General features: G+C 63.3%; 14 protein-coding genes. All 14 read right to left on the bottom strand.

The features are described 5' to 3' along the window. Positions 1-231: 231 nt before the first annotated feature. Positions 232-1,071, bottom strand: coding sequence for a sulfonate ABC transporter ATP-binding protein (locus C1896_12225; GenBank protein AZZ45589.1), 840 nt, complete (start codon positions 1,069-1,071; stop codon positions 232-234). Next, complete coding sequence (locus C1896_12220) at positions 1,068-1,961, bottom strand: ABC transporter permease (protein AZZ45588.1); 894 nt, start codon at positions 1,959-1,961, stop codon at positions 1,068-1,070. The genes C1896_12225 and C1896_12220 overlap by 4 nt, the downstream gene beginning before the upstream one ends. Beyond that, positions 1,958-2,761 carry a hypothetical protein gene (locus C1896_12215; GenBank protein AZZ45587.1) on the bottom strand — a complete coding sequence of 268 codons (804 nt, stop codon included), beginning with the start codon at positions 2,759-2,761 and terminating at the stop codon, positions 1,958-1,960. Before C1896_12215 ends, C1896_12220 begins: the two co-directional genes overlap by 4 nt. Further along, positions 2,758-3,552, bottom strand: coding sequence for an MBL fold metallo-hydrolase (locus tag C1896_12210; protein AZZ45586.1), 795 nt, complete (start codon positions 3,550-3,552; stop codon positions 2,758-2,760). The genes C1896_12215 and C1896_12210 overlap by 4 nt, the downstream gene beginning before the upstream one ends. Further along, complete coding sequence (locus tag C1896_12205; protein AZZ47652.1) at positions 3,549-4,151, bottom strand: cysteine hydrolase; 603 nt, start codon at positions 4,149-4,151, stop codon at positions 3,549-3,551. The genes C1896_12210 and C1896_12205 overlap by 4 nt, the downstream gene beginning before the upstream one ends. 38 nt (positions 4,152-4,189) lie before the next feature. Beyond that, a complete protein-coding gene (locus tag C1896_12200; GenBank protein ID AZZ45585.1) occupies positions 4,190-4,966 on the bottom strand; it encodes a creatininase in 777 nt (258 codons plus the stop codon). Further along, the gene (locus C1896_12195) at positions 4,963-5,847 is read right to left on the bottom strand and encodes a multidrug DMT transporter permease (GenBank protein ID AZZ45584.1); all 885 of its coding nucleotides are present in this window, start codon (positions 5,845-5,847) and stop codon (positions 4,963-4,965) included. The genes C1896_12200 and C1896_12195 overlap by 4 nt, the downstream gene beginning before the upstream one ends. Continuing rightward, positions 5,844-6,602, bottom strand: coding sequence for a short-chain dehydrogenase (locus C1896_12190; protein ID AZZ45583.1), 759 nt, complete (start codon positions 6,600-6,602; stop codon positions 5,844-5,846). The genes C1896_12195 and C1896_12190 overlap by 4 nt, the downstream gene beginning before the upstream one ends. Beyond that, entirely contained in the window at positions 6,602-7,390 is a 789-nt protein-coding gene (locus C1896_12185) for an NAD(P)-dependent oxidoreductase (protein AZZ45582.1), read from the bottom strand. The genes C1896_12190 and C1896_12185 overlap by 1 nt, the downstream gene beginning before the upstream one ends. A 1-nt stretch (position 7,391) precedes the next feature. After that, positions 7,392-8,414 (bottom strand): fatty acid desaturase, encoded by a 1,023-nt coding sequence (locus C1896_12180; protein ID AZZ45581.1) that lies wholly within the window; start codon positions 8,412-8,414, stop codon positions 7,392-7,394. A gap of 43 nt (positions 8,415-8,457) precedes the next feature. Beyond that, a complete protein-coding gene (locus tag C1896_12175) occupies positions 8,458-9,465 on the bottom strand; it encodes a nitrate ABC transporter substrate-binding protein (protein AZZ45580.1) in 1,008 nt (335 codons plus the stop codon). Between the two features lie 592 nt (positions 9,466-10,057). Then, entirely contained in the window at positions 10,058-11,035 is a 978-nt protein-coding gene (locus tag C1896_12170) for a D-threo-aldose 1-dehydrogenase (protein AZZ45579.1), read from the bottom strand. A gap of 130 nt (positions 11,036-11,165) precedes the next feature. Then, the gene (gene atzF, locus C1896_12165) at positions 11,166-12,968 is read right to left on the bottom strand and encodes an allophanate hydrolase (protein ID AZZ45578.1); all 1,803 of its coding nucleotides are present in this window, start codon (positions 12,966-12,968) and stop codon (positions 11,166-11,168) included. A gap of 136 nt (positions 12,969-13,104) precedes the next feature. Next, positions 13,105-16,746: an urea carboxylase gene (gene uca / locus C1896_12160; GenBank protein ID AZZ45577.1), complete on the bottom strand. Its 3,642-nt coding sequence runs from the start codon at positions 16,744-16,746 to the stop codon at positions 13,105-13,107. Positions 16,747-16,752: the final 6 nt, after the last annotated feature.

Raw genomic sequence — 16,752 nt, 5'->3', positions numbered from 1 at the left:
GATGACCCAGCCACGCAAACAGGATATAGCCGGCGAAGATTACGGTCAGGATCACTCCGCCGATCACGGAGCCAATAGGTCCTGCTGCGGGTAACAGCCTTCGTGATGCTTGAGGTTACGCTCGGTCCCGAATGACCGCTCCTGGTCAGTGGCGTCCATTGTCGGATGACGCGTTAAGCATCAGGTCAAACGGGCCACGCAGGCGGGGAGTTCGCGCGGCCAGTCGATAGATTACCCGGCAATGGCCGTGAGTTTGGCCAATTGATCGAGATCGGTCTGCATGCCTGACGTCTCCCTGATGCGCGTCAGGATCTCGCGTTTCAGGGCGGTGAATTCGGGCGACAGCTTCATGTCTTGGTTGCGCTGCGCTGGCAGCGGCACCTCATAGATGGAATCGATTCGCCCTGGCCGTGGCGCCATCAGCACCACACGACTGCCGAGGTAGATGGCTTCTTCAACATCGTGGGTGACGAACAGAATTGTGGTTTTCTCGAGCTTGTGCACGTGACGGATCAGGTCGTGCATCACCTCACGCGTCTGGGCGTCCAGTGCGCCGAAGGGTTCGTCCATCAGCAATGTCGCTGGCTTGGGCATCAACGCGCGGGCGATGGCCACGCGCTGCTGCATACCGCCGGACAGCTGGCTTGGAAAGGCATCGGCAAAGTTCGTCAGGCCCATCAGGCTGAGCAGGGCGTCGGCTCGCCCACTAGCAGTTTCAACGTCGCCATCGCCACGCACGGTGTCAGAAATCACTTTGAGTTGGCGGCAGAACTTGATGTTTTTCATGACCGTAAGCCATGGGTAGAGGCTGTAGTGCTGAAAGACCATCGCGCGGTCGACGCCGGGGCCATCCACGGGGTTGCCATCGAGCAGGATTTCGCCGCAACTCAGGGTTTCCAGGCCGGCAATGATGCGCAGCAGGGTGGACTTGCCGCAGCCCGAGGCGCCGACGAAGGTGATGAATTCGTTTGGGCGCACATCCAGGCTGACCGATTGCAGCGCCTCGACCTCGCGCGTGTCGCTGATAAAGGTTTTGCCTACCTGCTGAATACAAATCTTGGCGTCGGTCATGCTTGTGTCCTCCACGGGAAGGCGCGGCGGGAAAGCCAGCGGAAGGCCTGGTCGGTGAGCAAGCCGATCAGCCCGATCAGCAGGATGCCGGCGAAGATCTTGTCGGTGTGCATGTAGCGCTGAGCCTTGAGAATGGCGTAGCCGAGGCCCGAATTGGCGGCGACCAGCTCGGCAACGACCAGGTAGGTCCAGGCCCAGCCGCAGGTGATGCGCAGGGTGTCGAGGATTGCCGGTCGCGCAGACGGGAGGATCACCAGCTTGACGACTTCGCTGCGATTGGCGCCCATGGTCTGGGCGGCCTCGATCTGGGTCATCGGCACGCGGCGGACGTCTTCGGCGACCATCAACACCATCTGGAAGAAGGTGCCGATAAAAATGATCAGCACCTTCGAGCCTTCGTCGATGCCCACCCACAACATCACCAGCGGTATGAAGGCCACCGCCGGCATGTAGCGGATGAAGTCGGTCAGAGGTTCGAGAAAAGCCTGCACCGGGCGATAGGTGCCGATATACAGCCCCAGCGGCAACGCCAGTAAAGCCGAGGCGCCGAACCCGGCCATGACCCGCCAGACGCTGATGCCAATGTCGGTGAGCAGCCCCTCGCTCGACCACCAGCGGCCTAATCGCTCCAGCACGGCGCCCGGGCTGGGCATGAACATCGGGTCGGCCAGCCCTAGCGCGGTATAGGCCCACCAGAGAATGAACGGTGAAATCAGGCCCGCTGCGGCCAGTGTCCAAACCGTGGTTTTCGGCAGATCGCCACGAATGCGCCACCAGCGGGCGCGGCGCGTTTTGGCAACGGGCGCGGGTTCTGCGCTGACCGGCTGCGCTGCGACCGCCACGCGCGGCTCCAGGTTCGTGTTCGCGCTAAGGGACAAATGCGCCGTCATGCGACTACCTCCTGAACGAGAGCTGAAATCGGATTCGCCACGCTGACCCAGCCGAGCGTAGGTGGGAATTGGCCAATGCGGGCCAGGTCCCCTTCGGGAATACCGGCGGGTTGGCTGAAATTCCAGTAGCTCGGCAGCAGGTTGTCGCCGACACGCCCCGGCAAGGTCGAGTGGCTGATCATCCAGGGCGTCGCGCCGTTGCGTTGGCGGCCGAAGGATATTTCACAGGCGAGCAGTTCGAGGCGTTTTGCCGGAGTGGCGCGGGCGAGTTGGTCGCGTAGTTGCCCACCTTCGGGGTCCAACGGCGCAGGCCTGTCGGCAACGAACATGAAGTAATCCCCGGCAACCAGCAGGCAGGCCTGGCGCTCAGGTTCATCGGCTGACCGCAGCCACAGTCCCCAGTTGGTGCCGCTTGATTCGGGCACACGCTGCCAGACTTCGTGATAGCGGCCGTCCAGGCCATCTTCGAGCAACCGATCGGGTCCCTCGAAGCGCATGCGGCCGATGTCGGGTGAGCCGCTGGGCGGCTGGTAGTCGATCAGCCGATGCCATTGGCAAGTGTCGCCATCCACCATGGTCAAGCCGGCAAAGCCAGCCTGTTCGCACAGGGCCAGCTGTTGTGAATGCGTGCACGTGGTAAGCGAGGCAGCGGTGGTTGGGGGATGGGGGATGCGCACGTCGGCGTGCAAATGGGCCGTCTGCAGCCAGTAAACATCGCTGGTTTCGTCGCGGCATCCGTCGGTGGTGGTCAACAGGCGACGGCGCCATACGCCCAGGTAGGTTTCGGGAACGCTGTTCATGCGTGGTACTCCGGGAATCGTTTGAGGGTTCGCCAGAAGGCCATGTCGTGGTTCGGCCACAACTCAGCCCCGCTATCGGCGGCCAATCCCTTGAGCTTGCGGATGCTGTCCAGCGCCATGTCTTCGCGGTCCTGCCAGCAGAGACCGGGCGCTATTTCATCGGTGAGGTTTTCTTCCAGGTCCGCCGCGTCTCCGGTCAGGATGACGGGCTTGCCGTGCGGCAGTTCGATCAGCAGAGACATGTGCCCAGCGGTGTGGCCGGGCGTGTTGATTGCCTGCACGCCGGGCACCAGTTGGTATTCCTCGCGCTGGAGACTCCAGCGGTTCTGGTCAACGAAGGGGCCGGTGAAATCGTCGGCGAAGTAGGCATCGTCGGCCTCGGCGAGAGCGGCCGCCAGCTCGGCCTCGTGCACATGCACGTCGCAGCCGCACAGCTCGCAAAGCCCGCCGGCGTGGTCGAAATGCAAGTGACTGAGAAACACCAGGTCGATGTCGGCCGGCGTCAGGCCGTGCCGGGCCAGGTGAGCCGGCAGACGCTGGTCGTCATGCATGTCCGGTGGCCCCATCGGGAACTCCAGCGGATCGAACCAGCGCGCTTTGAGTGCCGGGTTGTTGATCTTGGCGTAGTCGCAGCCGACATCGAAGAGGATGCGTCCCTGCCGGGTCTCGATCAGGAACGCCAGGATTGGCGCCTCGATCAGGGTGCCGTGGCCACGGTTGCGGGTGGAAATCGATTTGTCGTAGCGATGGGTGGCAGTCAGCAGCGGCCAGAGCTTGAGCACGTCGGTCATGCGGGCATCTCCAGCAAGGCGATTAGCGCATCGCTGGTGATGACTTCGCCGAACAGTCCGCCTTCGACGCCGATCATCGACAGTGCTGCGGCATGCAGCGCCGGGTAAGCAGAGCCGCAAGCGTCAGCGACCGTGAGGCAGGAGTAGCCGAGATCCACTGCCTGGCGCAGCGTTGAGGAAACGCAGACCTCGGTGGTTACACCAGTCAGGATCAATTGACCGATCCCGCGGTTTTGCAGCAGCAGTTGCAGGTCGGTATGAGCGAAGGCGCTATAGCCGGGCTTGTCGATCACCGGCTCGCCCGGTTCGGGCATGAGCTCCTCGATCAGCGCGTTGCCAGGTTCGCCTCGCACCAGAAGACGGCCCAACGGACCGGGGCTGCCGATTGGCGCGCCGCTGGCCTCGGCACGCCGGCGCTTGGTATTGGGGAGGTCGCTGAGGTCGGCGCGATGGCCTTCGCGGGTGTGCACGACCAACAACCCGCATCGTCGCGCCGCCACCAGCAGCTGGCGGATAGGTTCGATGGGCGCGCGCAGGCGCTCGATGTCCAGCCCAGCCTGATCGGCATAGCCGCCCGGCGCGCAGAAGTCGCGCTGCATGTCGATCACCAGCAGCGCGGTATGCGCCAGTGCGAGGTTCACTGCAGGTTCCCCAGGTCGAACTCATGGCAGACCGCCGCAGCGATACCGCTGACAATGTCGTCGGCCATGCGCTGTCCCTTGTCCGCTGTCGACCCCTTGGCCGAAGACAGCACGCCTGAAGGTGGCACCCATTCAGTGCGGGGCGGATACATGTCGTACAGTGGAAAGTCTGCGGGGGCTTCCTCCGGGATGCGCTCCAGCGCTACCAGGCTGGGGTAGTAATGCAGCATCAGTGAGGTTTCGATGACGGCCGCGTGTTCAAGGGCAAAGCCTGGAAAGCCGTCTGGGAACACGTCAGCCAGGGTCTGCTCACGGCAGAAGTCCCAATGCTCCAGGCGCATGACCTCGATATCTGCATCCGGGCCCAGTTCACGCAGCGCCAGTTGAATGCCTTCGCCGACGAACCACTGGTTCTCGTAATGCCCGACCACCAACACCAGACGCTTGACGCCGTGCCGGTGAAATTCACGCACCGCGTCGCGGACCAGCGCGCTCAGCGTGGCGCCATCCAGGCTGGTGGTCCCGCAAAAGTGCTGACCGCCGCCACATTTGGGCTGTGATTTGTAGCCGTAAGACAGGGCGGGTGCGACCAGCCCGTCGACGCGTTGCGCCACATCGGCACAGATGGCGCTGGCGAGCAGCGCGTCGGTGCCCAGCGGCAGATGCGGCCCGTGCTGTTCGGTGGCACCGCAGGGCAGGAAGAGCACAGCGCCATCACGCACGCGGCGTTCGTATTCGACCCAACTGAGTTGATCCATGTGCACGCTGTTCATAGCGAAGGGCTCCGAATTACGGTCAGGGCCGGGCGTTCCGGCCAGCTGGCGATCAGTGCGGCAAAGGTCACAAGCGCCGCGCCTAGCCATTCATGTGTGGTGATGGCCTGGCTACCGAACCAGGCGGAGGAGAGCACCGCGGCCACCAACTCGAAGACGACCAGCACTGCCGCACGGCCGGCTTCGATATGGCTGACGCCGTACTGCACCGCGGCCATGCTCAACAGCCAGCCGAGGGCCATCAAACCGATCTGCCAGCTCAGCGTAAGGCTCAGCGGCGGCGGGTAATCGCCCAGCAATGGGCAGAGCACGGCGGCAATCAGAGCGCTACCGACGAAAGGCGCCAAGGTCTTGCTGGCCAGCGGCACCCGGTCGGCGGCGCGGGTAGCGAGATTGTTCAGACTGAAACCGAGGCCGGCCGCCAATGCGAGCCAGTCGTTGCCACTCAGCGGACGGATCAGCTCGCGGCTGACGCCAAGGGTCAGGGCGATGCCGAGCATGGCTACCAACAGCGCGCCGATTCGTAGCGCTGTCAGGCGTTCGCCCAACAACAGCCAGCCACCCAGCACGCCCCAGACCGGCGCCAGGTAGAACAACAGCATCACCCGCACCACGTCGCCGGTGGCCAGGGCCGTGACCAGCGCGGCGGTCGCACCGCCACCGCAGATGGCGATAGCCAGCAGACCATTGCGCTGCGCTGCCCAGGCATGACGCTCGCGCCAGACCACCGGCAGGGCGATCAGGCTGAGCAGTCCGTAGACCAGCAACACCAACGGCATGCCGACCAGGCCAACGCTGGCGAAATGGTGCAGGGGCAACCAGCCGAGGCCCCAGGCGACGGCGCCTGTGACCAGCAGGACCTGTGGCAACAGGGTCATCATGCGCCCATCCAGGAACCGCCGTTGGGCCCAAGTATTTGTCCGGTGAAATAGCTGGCCTGTGGCGAGAGCAGGAAAATGATGGCTGCCGCCACTTCATCAGGCGTGCCGAGTCGGGCCATGGGAATGTCCAGTTCCTTGGCCATCCATTCGGCACTCATGTTTTCTGCTGAGACCATCGCCGTGGCGATGGGGCCTGGCGCGACGGCATTTATCCGTATGCCGCTGGCGGCGAATTCACGCGCCAGCGAGCGGGTCAGGCCGATCACGCCGGCCTTGGCGGTGCAGTAGGCGGCGTAGTCGCTGCGGCCGAGAAAGCCGAGGTCTGAAGCTACATTGACGATGGCGCCGCAACCACGCGGCTGCATATGCCGCAGCGCCTGCTGTGTGCATCGATAGACCCCGTGAAGATCGACGTCCAGTACCCGTGCCCAGTCCTGCTCTGTGGTGTCGAGAAAGGGTTGTTCCAGAATGATGCCGGCGTTGTTCACCAGCAGGTCTAGCGGCCCTTCGGCGAGGATTTGCTCGAACATCCCGGCCACTGCCGCCGCTGACGCGACGTCCGCTTCTACGCAACGTGCTCGGCCGCCAAGCGCATCGACCGCCGCGCACAGTTGCTCTGCCAATTCCAGTTGGCCGAGGTGGTTGATCCAGACGCTCGCGCCCACTTGCGCCAGGCCCAGCACGGTGGCCCGACCAATCCCGGTTGCCGCGCCGGTGACCAGCGCCACTTTGCCTTTCAGTGGCTGGCGATTCATCAATGCATCACCTCGCCATGGCTGACCGACAGCGCCTGCCCGGTGAGCGCCGCCGCCAGCGGCGAGCCGAGAAACAAGAAGGTGCCGGACAGGTCCGCCGGGGTCAGCAGCTCCGGAATCGCCTGGGCCGCCAGTACCGCGACCAGCTCTTCGGCTTCGCTGCGGCCGTTTTCTGCCGCCATGATGCGCAGCGAACGCATCGCCGCATCGGTGCCGATCCAGCCTGGGCAGACGGCATTGACGCGGATGCGCCGCGGTCCCAATTCCCAGGCCAGTGAGCGGGTCAGGCCGATCACCGCATGCTTGCTGGCCGCATAGGCGGAAAAGCCCGGTACGCCTTTCAGCCCCCAGATCGAGGCCTGGTTGATCACACTGGCACCGGCACGAAGACGAGGCAGCAGCGCGCGGGTCAGTCGCTGCATGGACGACACATTGTTGTCGAGCAAATGCGTCCAGCAGGCGTCAGCCTTGGCGCCAGGGTCGGTAATGGGCGTCTGGTATTCGATACCGGCATTGTTGACCAGCACTTCGACCGAGCGGTTACGGCAGGCCAGATCGTCAGCGAAGTGCTGCACGGCGTGCCAGTCTCCGAGTTCCAGCGTGGTGGCGTGCAGCGGCCCCTCCGGTTGCAGGCTTTCGGCCAGTTCGGCCAGTGCATCGGGGTCGCGATCGACCAGCTCCAGCGTGGCGCCGGCCTCGGCGTAGGTCTTTGCCAGCTGCCGGCCTATACCGCCAGCAGCACCGGTGAGGACGACGCAACGTCCGCGATAATCGAGCGCTTTATGCATTTCACACCGCCGTGAGGAAAGACACGCCAACTGCACCGTAGAATCCGTCGGCCTTCTGCGGCCCTTCACCGACCGAGCCATAGTCGTCATCCAGCACACGACGCAGGCGATAGCGGTGGAAGCTGCCGAGCAGGTCGCGCATCGGAATGACCTGGTTGTAGGCGCTGCCGTACAGCTCGGCATGCAGCGCGGGCAGGCGATACCAGGGCGCGACCGGTTTCTCGTGATGGGCGTTGTGGTAGGGGAAGTTGAGCAGCAGCAGATTCAGCGATGGCCAGCGTGCGGACACCACATTGCTGAAGGTATTGAGTTGCTCGTAGGCGCGGTCGCGTTGCTTGTTTTCCGGCACCTGGCCGTCCTCGAGCACAGCGAAGGCGTCATAGGTGTGCTGGTAGGCGTCGGCGAAGCGCAGCACAGTGACCATCAGCGTCCAGGCCACGGCATACAGCACCAGAGCTTTCAGCGAGAACCAGCCAAGCAGCCCGAACAGCAGCGCGCGGATAAGCATGATCTGGGCGACCTTGCCGCGGCGCGCACGGTGCTTTTCGTTGCGGGTGACGAAGGGCAACACGATCACGTAGCCGTGCATGATCAATTCGACTGCCGGCACGTAGGCCCACTCCAGCGCTACAACCAGCTTCTGGAACCACTGGGGGCGGGCCTTGAGAAAGGCCTTGCTGTCGAAGGTGATCACGTCGGCACGGTCGACGTGGTGACGCATGTGTTTCTTACGCAGGTCCTGAAAGTCGGCATAGCAGCTGCCGGCCAGCCAGCTGCAGGCATTGCCCGCCCACTGATTGTGCTTGGGCACGCTGAAAATGGTGCCGTGAGCGAACTCATGAATCAGGTAGGCGGCAATGATCATTGCGTGACCAAGCAGTAGCGTACCCAACGCATTCAACCACCCATTGGCCGGGAACAGCATCACCAGCCCTGCGATGTAGCCGAGCAGGGCATAGGTCATGGCCAGGCTGTTTGGCACTCGACCATCGGCATAACGGAAAAGCGGCTTGCGGGTTTTCATACGGGTCTCCTGTCGGGGCGAGCGCGGCTCGCCCCGGCGCGCATTACTTGGCGAGTGCTTCGGTGAACTGCGCGTCGTAGGTGTCGCTGAAATCCGGGGCGGAGGGGATCTGGCCGTTATCCACCAGCAGCTTGGCAATGATCGCGCCGCTGCCATGGAAGGAATGGGTGTCGTCACTGGGCGCGAAGCTCTTGCTCATTTCCGCGAGCGGGATGTTGTAGGCACCGGACATCTGTTCAGTGGCTTCTTCGGCGCTGACGCCCAGCACCTCGCCAATGATGTCTGCCGACTCCTCGGGATGCGCCTGCATGTAGGCGAGCCCGTCGAGGTAACCCTGGATCATCGCCTTGATGGCGGCGGGTTTCTTGGCGATCACCGCTTCGTCGAACACCAGCACGTCGGTGATTAGGCCGGGCGCATCCTTGGAGGAATACACGACCTTGAATTTGTCGCCGCTGCTCATGGAGAGGATCTGCGACACGTTGGGCTCGTAGGTCACGCCGACCGGCAGGTTGCCTGAGGCCATGGCACCGGGAATGCCTTCGGGCGTCATGTTGACCGGCTGGATATCCTTCTCGGTCATACCGTTCTGTTGCAGCGCGTAGGCGAGCAGGAAGTCGGACGGCGAGAGCGGGTTGTAGCCAACTTTCTTGCCTTTGAAATCGGCCACAGAGTTGATCGACGCATCGGCGACGATGGCGTCACCACCGTTGGAGAAGTCGATGGGCATCACCACGCGGTGCTTGAGGCCTTTGGCGACAGAGGCAACGACTTGGTCATAGGTCAGCATGCCGCCATCGAGTGCGCGGCTGAGCATGGCGGTGGGAATCAGGGCCGGGTCGTTGAAGAACTGCAACTCCACGTCCAGGCCGTGAGGTTTGAACAGGTCTTTCTTGTCGGCCACGTAGAACGGCCCGTAACCGGCCCAGACCACGGTGCCGATCTTCAGTTTTTCCGCCGCCTGAACCACCAGCGGCGCGAATAGGGTCGCGACGGCCAAGGTGGCGCCGAGCAGGGTCTTGTGCAGCGAAGGAAACAGCGGACCTGTCATGGTGAAACTCCTACACAGTGGAAGAACCGGCACGGGATGACATCGCGTCCTCCCGGGCTTTTATCCCGCCGTGTAGTCCCAATCCTTGGGACCGGAGAACTCTCGGACCAGCGCTCATCTGCATGAGCCGGAACCCTAGTTCGCCTGTTGTGTAGCTCCTGTGTGCCGAGCGATGTGAGCGCTGCCGCGACTCATCCCGTTCTGTTCTGTGTAGAGCAGGTTGCGTGCCAGTTCGTCTTTCAAACAAATACGGCTTTTGTATCAATCAGATGAAGGCATTAATTAGAAATTTTCTAGGCCTGGGCCGGCTTGCAATCTGCGCTCAAATGGTGAGGCGTGCGCCGCGATGGTGCTGTCGGTTGGCATTGGACCAGGCCATCCGAGCGGGTCGGATAAGTTTCGATATACGGGTGCAGTGGTCTTTTCCGGGGCGGCATCTTCTCCCGACGGCTATGCGCCCTCGATCACGTCGGACGACTGAATTAGTCCCTATAGGGATGCGTCAAAATGCATCGGCGAGCGTGTTCGGCCGCGGAACCCACGCAGGGATCACATAGCCGACCAAGCCCGACCTTAACCGCGTGCCAAGAAGTCAATGTTCCTTTGGCACCGGCACGTCTTCAGGCAGCAGCTGCTTGTCCTTTAGCGCCCGCCAGAACTCGGCCGGTATGTCGGCCTCGAACTGTTGCACGTACTGTGCAGGACGCTTCGGGTTGCTGGTGCCCGGAATGGCTGACAGGACGGCGGGATGCGCGAGGCAGAACTGCAGCGCTGCAGCCCGGATATCTACTTCGAACTCCTGACACACCGCTTCGATCTGCCCGGTCTTCTGGCGGATATCATCAGGCGCGGCCGCATAGTCGTAGTGCTCGCCACCGGCCAGTACACCGGAGTTGAACGGCCCGCCGACAACGATCCCGACGCCACGCTCCACGCATGTGGGAAATAGCGTATCCAGCGCTTCGCGGTGGTCGAGTAGAGAATAGCGGCCGGCCAGCAGGAACACGTCCGGGTCGGATTGCTCAAGGGCCATGCGGCAGGGTTCGACGAGGTTCACGCCAAGCCCCCAACCGTGGATCAGGCCTTCCTCACGCATCTGCGTCAGCGCTTTCGCCGCGCCTTGCATGGCCTGTTGGAAATACTCGGTCCACTGTGGGCCCCACTGGTCTTCGGACACGTCATGGATGAAGGCGACATCGATACGATTCACGCCCATACGCTCCAGGCTGTCCTCGATGGAGCGTCGTGCGCCGTCAGCGGAGTAGTCGACGACGCGCTTGTTCGGCAGCTCATCGACAAAGGACGGGGCGTTTTCCGGCCTGCTGGTTGGCTGCAGCAAGCGGCCAACCTTGGTACTCAGGACGAATTCATCGCGGGGCTTTTTGCTGAGTAAGCGCCCGAAGCGTTGCTCGGCCAGGCCGGCGCCATAGTGCGGTGACGTGTCGTAATAACGGATGCCGGCATCCCAGGCAGCCTTGAGCGTAGCGTCGGCGGTGGTTTCGTCGAGCGGGGCGAACATGTTGCCCAACGGCGCGCCGCCAAAACCGAGACGTGGAAGGGTGATGCGCATGGAACCTCCTCTGATGCAAATAGAGCCGACTATTCGGCGTCGCTTTGCATCGGAGGACGTCTTAGAGGCGATGTTCCGGACGTTACGGCAGGACTTACCCGTACCGAAACACAGCGTTTGGCGACCCCGCTCAGCTACGGCTCTTCATATAGGCTCGCCAGCCACCGTACTTGCTGATATCGACGGCACCCTGCAAACCGTACGCTTCACAGATGAAGCCGGTTTCCCAGCTGCCGTCGGCCAGTTGTACCTTGCCCAGCCCGAGAGGTGCCGGGATGCCGGTGAGGAAGGAGCCCAGTTCACTGCTCGGGACTTCCCAGATTTCCACCTCAATGGCGACGCCTTCATCGGCAACACGCACCATGCCCGGGCGGAACGGTGGGCCGCCGGCCAACGCGTACAGTTTGTAGTGCGCTGCGCTGCGGGTTGCTTCGAGCAGTCGACCGCCGCGCTGTTTGAGCTGCCAGTTCAGGGGCAAGCCATCCAGATGCGCGCCACAGACCACGACACGGGCGCGGTCGCTGCGTGCCGCATTCTGTGGGGCAGGCGAGGTGATCGACTGCCCACCGATCAATGCGATGCGATGTTGCCGTTGCAGCATGTCGGCCAGGCTCAGTAGGTACTGATCGGTGAATACTCGCCCGAACAAGGTCACGCCCCAGGGCAGGCCGTTCTGCATCACGCCCGCTGGCACCGCCACGGCGGCGTAGTCCAGCATGTTCATGAAATTGGTGTAGTAGCCCAGGTCCGAATTGCGCTTGACCGGCTCGGCGTGCAGTTCGTCCAGCGTGACCGGGCGCGGGTAGGCCGGGGTCAGTACACAATCCACCGTAGCCATGATCCGGTCGCAGATGGCCTTGAGCTGTTGCAGCCGGTACTCGGCCTGGAACAGCTGCACGGCAGTGGTGCCGGGTGCCTTTTCCAGCACCGCCTTGATCACCGGCAGCACGGCGTCGGGCTGTTGCTCGATCAACGCGCCGGCAACGCTGTAGCGTTCGGCAACCCAGGGGCCTTCATAGAGCAGCCGCGCGGCTTCAAGGAAGGGCGCGAAATCGATCTCCACTGGCTCGCCGCCGATAGCTTTCAGGTGCTCAATGGTAGCGGCGAACAGCGCCGGGCTTTCCGGGCAGCCGAGAAATTCCGGTTGTTTGGGCACGCCGAAACGGAAGGATTTGACTTGGCCAAACGCCGAACCGTCGTTCCACAGCGGATTGGCGCGGCTGTATTCGTCGCGTGGGTCGAGTTCGGCGGTCAGGGCTAGCAGCTGGCTGGCTTCGGCCGCGGTAGCGGTGAAGAAGGTGACGCAATCCAGCGTACGGCACGCCGGGACTACGCCCGCAGTGGAGATCAAGCCCTTGCTCGCCTTGAGGCCGATCAGGTTGTTCAACGCGGCCGGCACCCGACCGGAACCGGCGGTGTCCGTGCCCAATGCGAAGCTCGCCAGGCCGAGTGCCACGGCCAGGGACGAACCGGCGCTGGAGCCGCCCGACGGATACTTCGGATGCACGCTGTTGCGGCACTCGCCGTAGGGCGAACGGGTGCCGTTGAGGCCGGTGGCGAACTGGTCGAGGTTGGTCTTGCCCAGCGGGATGGCACCGAAGGCGATCAGTTGTTCGACGATGGTCGCGCTGGTGTCCGGTGTATAGGCAAAGGCGGGGCAGGCTGCCGTGGTCGGGATGCCGGCCAGGTCGATATTGTCCTTGATGGCGAAGGGGATGCCGTAGAGGGGCAGCTCGGCTGGGGATTTGCTGTCCAGGGCTGCGAGGTAGGGCTCGAGTTCATCCTTCGTTAGCAGATGAATGAAGAGGTTGAATTCGGCCTGGAGGTTGGTAGCTTGGTCGTGCACTGCAGCGATGAGTGTGCGCGGTGACAGCTTGGCATTGGAGTAAGCCGCGCGCAGTGTGTCGAGGCGTAGGTCAAAGTCGGTTGTCATGTCGTATTCCTCGTAGGGTGGAAAACGGCAACGCCTTTTCCACGCGTAATGTCTGAGATGGCCCGGTGGCCGGTGGGCTGGTTGGTGGATCGGTGAGGCGTGATCCACCCTACGGTCATCTGTTGGGCAGGGAGCCTTACGCGCCCTCGATCACCACCACCCGCTGACCGGCACGCACGGGGGAGCCAGGCTGTACACGGATGTCCTTCACCACGCCGGAAACAGGTGCGGTGAGCGGGATTTCCATCTTCATGCTCTCGAGGATCACCAGCACGTCGCCGGCTTCTACCCGAGCGCCCTCGGTCACGGATACCTGCCAGAGATTCCCGGCAATGTGGCTTTCGATGCCATGCTCGCCGGCGCCCAGCGGGGCGTCTTCACCGAGCTCAGCGGCGACTTCCTCGCTCTCGAAGTGCGACTGGCCGGACGCGATCCAGCGTTGGCGTTCGGCGTCGAAAGCAGCGCGCTGCTGGCTGCGGAAGGCGTCGATACCCGCGGCTTCCTTAGCCAGAAATTCCTGATAGTCGGACAGGCGCAGCTCGGTCTCTTCGATCGTCAGCGGGTAGCGGCCCAACGGGAAATCGCGGCGGATCTTCAAAAGCTCCTCGGCGGAAACCGGGTAGAAGCGGATCTGGTCGAAGAAGCGCAGCAGCCAGGGCTGACCGCCGAACGCCTCCACCGCGCGGTAGCGGTTCCACATCTGCAGTGTGCGTCCAACGAACTGGTAGCCGCCCGGGCCCTCCATGCCGTAGACGCACATGTAGGCGCCACCGATGCCGACCGAGTTTTCCGCGGTCCAGGTGCGCGCTGGGTTGTATTTGGTGGTGACCAAGCGATGCCGCGGGTCCAGGGGGGTTGCCACTGGCGCGCCGAGATAGACGTCGCCCAGGCCCATCACCAGATAACTGGCTTCGAACACTGTGCGATGCACCTCGTCGAGGTTCGGCAGATCGTTGATGCGACGGATGAATTCCAAATTGCTCGGGCACCAGGGAGCGTCCTTGCGCACCGTGGTCATGTACTTGTCGATTGCCAGCTGACAGGCCGGGTCGTCCCAGGAAAGTGGCAGATGCACGATGCGCGACGGGACTCGGAGATCTTGCGCCGAGCACACCGCGTCCCAGAGGCCGGCGACGGTGTCGAGTAGGCTCTGAAGCGGCAGGGTCTCCGGCTGGTAATGGACCTGCAGGGAACGGATGCCGGGGGTGAGGTCGATCACGCCGTTGAGGTTCTTCGCCTCCAGCGCCTGCATCAATGCGTGGCCACGGAAGCGCAGGACAAGGTCCAGTTCGGGCGCGCCGATTTCCAACAGCAAATGGGTGTCGCCGGAGAGTCGGGCGACCAGGCGGGTGTCGTCGTTCCCCAGATCGAGGACGATGGGCGAGGTGAGGGCTTGTGCTGTTGTAGGAGCCAGCTTGCTGGCGATCCTTTCGCATGGCTGATCGCGAGCAAGCTCACTCCTACAAAGGTTGGCGCACTCAAGATTTTGGGTCTTAGCCAACTCACGCGCCATAGTCACATCCACCGACACGAAGCGCACCTTGTCGCCAGCCTTGAGCTGGCCGATCTGCCAGAGGTCTGCCTCGATGATAGTCACTGGACAGACAAAGCCGCCGAGGCTCGGGCCGTCCGGGCCGAGGATGACCGGCATGTCGCCGGTGAAGTCCACGGCACCGATGGCGTAAGGGTTGTCGTGGATGTTCGAGGGGTGAAGGCCGGCCTCGCCGCCGCTGTCACGCACCCACTCGGGCTTCGGGCCTATGAGACGAACGCCGGTGCGGCTGGAGTTGAAATGCACTTCCCAGTCGGTGGCGAAGAATCGCTCGATATAGCCTTCCGTGAAGTATTCCGGCGCACCGTGCGGGCCGTAAATCACTCGGATCTCGCGTACCGATGGCAGCGGCGAGCAGAGCTCGACAGGCAGGCTGGCGCCGGCGCTGCGGTCGGCGAGTTCAGGAATATGCAGTACATCACCGGCGCGTAACGCGCGTCCGGCATGGCCACCGAACTGGCCAAGGGTAAAGGTGCTCTTGCTGCCCAGGTAATCGGGCACCTGCAGCCCGCCGCGTACACACAGGTAGCTGCGCGCACCGGCGCCGGCGATGGTGCCGAGCGCAAGCGTGCTGCCAGCCTTGACCAGAATCGCTGTGCACATTGCTTGCTCGACGTCGTCGAGCTTCACCGGAATGTCGGCGCCAGTTACCGCGACCACCGCGTCGGTATTGAAGCGCAGGATCGGCCCGCTCATGGTGATTTCCAGGCCCGCTGCATCGGTCGGATTACCCAGCAGCGCATTGCCCAGGCGCAGCGCACGGCTGTCCATCGGCCCGGACGGAGGCACGCCGACAGCCCAGTAACCGAGCCGGCCGGGGTGATCCTGTACGGTGGTCTGGGTGCCAGCGGTGAGTACCTCGAAAGTGGTCGCCTGGTAAGTCAGGCCGTCCAGGCAGCGGGTCCAGGGATTGCCTTCGGCAAACGGGGCATACGCGAGGATCTGGCACAGGTAGTCGCGGTTGGTCTCGACGCCATACAGCAGGCTGTCGGCTAAGGCCTGATCGAGCGCAGCCTTGGCTGCCTCACGGGTCGACGCGTAGGTGATGAGCTTGGCGATCATCGGGTCGAAGTAGGGCGGAATTTCGCAACCTGCTTCGACCCAAGTATCGATGCGCAGTGCTTTGCCGTCGGCAGCTGGAAACTGGACCGCGGTCAGCAGGCCAGGGCTCGGCTGAAAATCGCGCCCCGGGTCCTCTGCATAGAGCCGCGCCTGGATGGCGTGGCCCTCGGGCTTCAAGCTCTTGGCCAGCTCGGTCAGCGGCGGCAGATCACCGGCCGCCAGTTCGATCATCCAGCGCACCAGATCGACGCCCCAAACCTGCTCGGTGACGCCATGCTCGACCTGCAGACGGGTATTCACTTCGAGGAAGTAGAACTGCTCGGCCTCGCTGTCATAGACGAACTCGACCGTGCCGGCGCTGCGATAGCTAACCGCCTTGGCCAGCTTGATCGCCGCCTCGCACAGCGCATCGGCCATGCCTGCGGGTAGGTTCGGCGCCGGGGTTTCCTCCAACACCTTCTGGTTGCGCCGCTGCACAGAGCAGTCGCGCACGCCGAGGGCGATCACATCGCCCTCACCATCACCGAATACCTGCACTTCCAGATGGCGGGCGCGCTGGATGTATTTCTCGATGAACACGCCGGCGTCGCTGAAATTGTTTTGCCCCAACCGTTTGACTGCGTCGAAGGCATCCGCCAGTTCAGCTGCGTCACGGCAAACCCGCATGCCGATGCCGCCGCCGCCAGCGGTGCTCTTGAGCATGACCGGATAGCCGACCTGGTCGGCTGCGCCTAACGCATCGGTGAGGCTGTCGAGCAGCTCGGTGCCTTCGAGCATCGGCACACCGTGCTGCTTGGCCAGCGCGCGCGCGGTGTGCTTGAGGCCAAATACCCGGAGCTGCTCTGGCGTCGGCCCGACGAAGGCGATACCGGCCGCCTCGCAGGCTTCGGCGAACGCGGCGTTTTCGGAGAGGAAGCCATAGCCGGGGTGGATCGCTTTCGCACCGGTTCGATGCGCAATGGCGAGGATCTTGTCGACCGCCAGATAGGTGTTCGAGGCAGCGCCTTCGCCGAGGCTATGGGCTTCACTGGCCTGTTGGATATGCAAGCTGGCGGCATCGGCCTCCGAGTAGACGGCAACGCCTTTCACGTCCAAGGCACGCAGCGTACGCAGGATGCGGCAGGCAATGGCGCCGCGGTTGGCGATCAGGAGTGTGTCGAACATCTTCAG

The sequence above is a fragment of the Pseudomonadaceae bacterium SI-3 genome, from assembly GCA_004010935.1.
Classification (GTDB): domain Bacteria; phylum Pseudomonadota; class Gammaproteobacteria; order Pseudomonadales; family Pseudomonadaceae; genus Stutzerimonas.
The sequence above is the reverse complement of the archived record's forward strand: the minus strand, read 5'-3'. Positions and strand labels throughout refer to the sequence as shown.

Bases quoted from the DNA above. Each gene is read 5' to 3' on its own strand.
- C1896_12225 (AZZ45589.1), bottom strand. From the start codon at position 1,071: ATGACCGACGCCAAGATTTGTATTCAGCAGGTAGGCAAAACCTTTATC.
- C1896_12220 (AZZ45588.1), bottom strand. From the start codon at position 1,961: ATGACGGCGCATTTGTCCCTTAGCGCGAACACGAACCTGGAGCCGCGC.
- C1896_12215 (AZZ45587.1), bottom strand. From the start codon at position 2,761: ATGAACAGCGTTCCCGAAACCTACCTGGGCGTATGGCGCCGTCGCCTG.
- C1896_12210 (AZZ45586.1), bottom strand. From the start codon at position 3,552: ATGACCGACGTGCTCAAGCTCTGGCCGCTGCTGACTGCCACCCATCGC.
- C1896_12205 (AZZ47652.1), bottom strand. From the start codon at position 4,151: ATGCAGCGCGACTTCTGCGCGCCGGGCGGCTATGCCGATCAGGCTGGG.
- C1896_12200 (AZZ45585.1), bottom strand. From the start codon at position 4,966: ATGAACAGCGTGCACATGGATCAACTCAGTTGGGTCGAATACGAACGC.
- C1896_12195 (AZZ45584.1), bottom strand. From the start codon at position 5,847: ATGATGACCCTGTTGCCACAGGTCCTGCTGGTCACAGGCGCCGTCGCC.
- C1896_12190 (AZZ45583.1), bottom strand. From the start codon at position 6,602: ATGAATCGCCAGCCACTGAAAGGCAAAGTGGCGCTGGTCACCGGCGCG.
- C1896_12185 (AZZ45582.1), bottom strand. From the start codon at position 7,390: ATGCATAAAGCGCTCGATTATCGCGGACGTTGCGTCGTCCTCACCGGT.
- C1896_12180 (AZZ45581.1), bottom strand. From the start codon at position 8,414: ATGAAAACCCGCAAGCCGCTTTTCCGTTATGCCGATGGTCGAGTGCCA.
- C1896_12175 (AZZ45580.1), bottom strand. From the start codon at position 9,465: ATGACAGGTCCGCTGTTTCCTTCGCTGCACAAGACCCTGCTCGGCGCC.
- C1896_12170 (AZZ45579.1), bottom strand. From the start codon at position 11,035: ATGCGCATCACCCTTCCACGTCTCGGTTTTGGCGGCGCGCCGTTGGGC.
- atzF (AZZ45578.1), bottom strand. From the start codon at position 12,968: ATGACAACCGACTTTGACCTACGCCTCGACACACTGCGCGCGGCTTAC.
- uca (AZZ45577.1), bottom strand. From the start codon at position 16,746: ATGTTCGACACACTCCTGATCGCCAACCGCGGCGCCATTGCCTGCCGC.